Annotated in this window: 3 protein-coding genes; all 3 read right to left on the bottom strand. The window is 65.6% G+C overall.

Translation table 11 applies throughout. The features are described 5' to 3' along the window. On the bottom strand, positions 1-1,381 hold a 1,381-nt coding region (locus KDH09_18890; protein ID MCB0221771.1), incomplete at its 3' end, for a flotillin family protein. A 54-nt stretch (positions 1,382-1,435) separates the two neighbouring features. Further along, complete coding sequence (locus KDH09_18885; GenBank protein ID MCB0221770.1) at positions 1,436-2,017, bottom strand: hypothetical protein; 582 nt, start codon at positions 2,015-2,017, stop codon at positions 1,436-1,438. A gap of 78 nt (positions 2,018-2,095) precedes the next feature. Then, positions 2,096-4,123 (bottom strand): sigma-54-dependent Fis family transcriptional regulator (locus tag KDH09_18880; GenBank protein MCB0221769.1); only part of this gene is annotated, 2,028 nt, incomplete at its 5' end.

The following is a 4,123-nucleotide window of genomic DNA, read 5'->3' as shown; positions in this document are numbered from 1 at the left end:
TGATCTTGTCGATCTTGAGGTTCTGGATCGCCTCTACCTGCTTGCCGACGATCTGCTCGAGCTTTTCAACGAGCAGGAAGGTCGCCGCGGCGCGGGCATCCCCGCCGCAACTCTCGACGAGCGAGCGGTAACCGGCCGCCTTGGAGTCGAGCACCTGGCGGATACCCTTGGCCTCTGCCTCATACTGGGCGAGCACGGCGTCGGCCTTGCCCTTGGCTTCGCGGCGGGTCTTTTCGGCGACGGCCTCGGCGGCAATCTCCATCTTCTGGCGATCGATTTCTTCGCGGACCACTTCGGCCGCGCGCAGACGTTCTTCCTCGGCGCGGGCCTGTGCCTTCTGGATCTCGACCTCTGCGACGCGGCGGGCGACCTCGCCCTGCTGGCGGGCGGCCGCTTCCTTGGTGGCCAGGTCGGCGTTGACCTGGGCGATGCGCGCCTTCGATGCGTTCTCTCCGGCGACGGCTTCGGCCTCGCGTTCCTGAACAAAGATACGCTGGTTCGATTCAGCGGCCTTTTCGCCCTTCACCGACTCTGCGGCGTTTTCTGCCACGCCGATCTGTTTCTTGCGTTCGGCCTCGGCCTCGCCCAGGGCGGCCGTGGTTTCCTGTTGCTGGACGAAGATGCGCTGGTCGGCCTGCGCGGCCTTCTTGCCCTTCTCGGACTGGGCGACGTTTTCGGCCACGCGGATCTCTCGTTCACGCACGGCCTCGGACTCGCCGATGGCGCCGAGCTTGTCCTGCTCTGCCACGTCCACCTTCGCGCGGTTGATCGCTTCGGAGGCCGCTTTCTTTCCGATGGACTCGATGTAATCGGACTCGTCGGTGATGTCGGTGATGTTGACGTTGATCAGGTAGAGGCCGACCTTGTTGAGCTCGGGCTCCACGTTCTTGCGAATGGCGGCCAGGAAGCTCTCGCGGTCCTGGTTGATCTGTTCGATGGTGAGCGAGGCGACGGTCAGGCGGAGCTGGCCGAAGATGATCTCGCGAGCCATGTCCTCCATCTGCTTGCCTGCAAGGCCCAGCAGTCGCTCGGCGGCGTTCTGCATGATGGCCGGCTGGGTAGAGATGCCCACCGTGAAGGTGCTGGGCACGTCGATCCGGATGTTCTGCAGCGAAAGGGCGTTGCGCAGCGGGATCGAAATGGTCAGCGGCGTGAGCTTGAGGAAGGCGTAGTCCTGGATGAGCGGCCATACGAGCGTGCCGCCGCCGTGGATGCAGTTCGAGGACTGGCCCTGGCCCACCTTGCCGTAGACGACGAGGATCATGTCGGAGGGGCAGCGCTTGTAGCGCGAAGCCAGGAACATGATCGTTGAGACGATCAGGAAGACGAATGCCGCGATGACGACGCCCCAGTAACCAAGGCCCAGACCAAATATTTCCATGTTTCCCCCTGTCGGCGCACGCAGACCGCGCGCCGCCCCGATCGAAGACTCTTGCTAGACCGGCTCGACGACGAGCACGTGCTCGTTTACGACGCGCACGACGCGTACGGCGCTTCCGGTCTCGATGGCCGACTTGTTGTCGCTGATCGCGTCGAAGGTGCTCAGGTGGCCACTGACGCTGACCTGCACCTTGCCGGTTCCACCCTCGGGAATGCCCAGGTAAACCGAGCCTTCCCGCCCGATGGCGTCACTCATTTTCATGGTGCCGCTCGATTGCATGCCCTTCATAAAGTTGAAGAGGCGGCCCATGATCCAGGTCGTCCCCAGCCCGGCGAGCGTGCCACCGGCGACTGCCACGGGCTCTGTCGTCAGCGACTGCCGGTGAAGCGCGAGGCCCACCAGCCCGAACATCATGAAGAAGGCGGTCATGCCCTGGAGCGAGAGCAGCTTGAAGGACTTGTCAGCCCCGTCGTGGCCGCCGTCGTCGAAGTCCGCATCGACGTCGCCGTCAAAGTCGGCATCGAGCCCGTCGGAGTCGTGCCCCACGACGAACTGCAGAAACAGCTGGACGACAAACAGCGCCCCACCGACTGCCGCACACAAGGCAAAAAACTGGTCCAGTCCTGAAAGATTCATTGGCATGATTCGCTAACGAGTTTGGCCCGCGCAGGCCCCGAGGGCAAGCGCTGTCGCACTTTCGTACGGCCCGCCGCGTTAACCCACGCCCAGCTCCCCGAGCAGCTCGTAGAATCTCGAGCGCGAGAGGCCCAGCAGGCGGGCGGCCTGCTTCTTGTTGCCGCCGGTGGTGGCCAGCGCCTCGCGAATGGCTTCGGCCTGGGTCTGCTTGACGCGCCGGCGGTAGTTCTTGGCGCCGCGAGCGGCTTCAGGGGTGGCGGCCGAGAGGCCCGGGGCTTCGCTGAGCGTGAGCTGCTCGCCGTCTTCCAAAAGCACGGCGCGCTGGATGAGGTTTTCGAGCTCGCGCACGTTGCCCGGCCAGGTGTAGGAGAGCAGGGCCTCCTTCGCGCGGGCGGCGAACCCCTCGATGCGCTTGCCGCTCTGGCGGGCGTAGTGGGTGAGGAAGTGCTCGGCCAGCGGCAGCACGTCCTCTGGGCGCTCGCGAAGCGGCGGCACGTCGATGGTGATGACGTTGAGGCGGTAGAACAGATCTTCGCGGAAGAGTTTTTCCTTCATCAGCGCTTCGAGGTCGCGATTGGTAGCCGCGAGCACGCGCACATCGATGGGGATTTCCTTGGTGCCGCCAAGGCGGGTGAGGCGCCGCTCCTGCAGGACGCGAAGGAGCTTGACCTGACTCGAAGCGGGCAGGTCGCCGATTTCGTCGAGCAGGATGGTTCCGCCGTCGGCGATCTCGAAGAGTCCGCGCTTCCTGCGCCGCGCGCCGGTAAAGGCGCCGGCCTCGTGACCGAAGAGCTCGCTCTCAAGAAGCTCGCCCGGAATCGCCGGGACGTTCACGCGCAGGTAGGGCGCGCTTGCGCGGTCCGAGACCGCGTGGATCTCCTGGGCGAGGAGCTCCTTGCCGGTGCCGGTCTCGCCGCGGATGAGCACGCTTGCGTCCGAGCGCGCGGCCTTGCGGGCGGTGCGCAGCGCTTTTTGAAAGTGGCGCGACTGCCCGACGACGAGCTGGTGGGAGCCCGAGAGCTCGCGCTTTAAATACTCCACCTCTTCGCTCAGGCGCTGCTCGTGATCGAGGGCCTGTTCCAGGCGCCGCGAGTTCAGGATCGCCAGGCCCGCCTGGTCGCAGAAGGCCTCGATCAGAAAGAGGTTCTCCTGGGTGAACGCGCCGCGGTTGTAGCGGTTGTGCAGATAGATGGTGCCGAGCACCTCACCGCGCGCGCGGATGGGCACGACGAGCAGGCTGACGAGGCTCAGTTCCTTGAGCATCTCGCCCAGGTCTTTGGAATCGTGGGTCTCGGTATCGCTCGAAAATACGAGCGCGGGCTTTCCCGTGCGGCCCACTTCGGCCAGCAGCGTGCGGGCAATGGTCTCGTGGGGTGGGGCGGTGCCGCTCTCCACGTCCTTTCGCTCGGCCGAGCGCGCGGCCTGCACTTCCTTTCCAAGGAAGAGATAACCCTCGTCGGCATGGACAAGAGCAATGGCCTCGTCGAGCACGTCGGTGAGGAACTCGCTGGCACCGCGGATGCCGAAGCCCTCGTTGAGCTTCTTGTTGAACTCGAGAATCTTCAGCAGCACGAAGCTGCTCTTGTCGAGCTGGGCCTCGCGGCAGGCGCGGGCAAAGGCGCGCACGGCCGCGCGCTGGTCGTAGGCGCTCTGCGCGCGCGCGGGAAGCGTGCGGCGGATCTCTTCGTGGGCGTCGTTGGCGCGCAGCAGGGCCTCGCGCGCGCCGCCGGGATTTCCCGTGGCAAGGCGCAGCTCGCCCAGCAGGGCGCTCGTCTCCCACAGGAGCGAGAGGTAGCCGCGGGTCTGAAAGAATCCCAGCGCGCGCTCGGCCGCCTTTTCAAGGCGCGAGGGAAGGGCGGGGGAGTCCTGCAACAGTTCGACGCGCAGCTCCACCACGGCCAGTTTGTGCCGGCCGTACTCGTCCTTTTCGTCGACGAGTCCCTTGAGCGTGCGCAGCGCCGAGGCGGCCGCGTCGCCGTCATGGGCACGAACGGCCAACTCGATGCGGCCCTCGGCCACGAGCGCCAGGTCCTTGGGATTCTTGAGCGCCGAGAAAATCTCCTGCGCGTCTTTGAGATCCCTTGCCGCCGCATCGAAGTCGCCGGT

This window comes from Chrysiogenia bacterium (assembly GCA_020434085.1).
In the GTDB taxonomy this organism is placed as follows: Bacteria; JAGRBM01; JAGRBM01; order JAGRBM01; family JAGRBM01; genus JAGRBM01.
The sequence above is the reverse complement of the archived record's forward strand: the minus strand, read 5'-3'. Positions and strand labels throughout refer to the sequence as shown.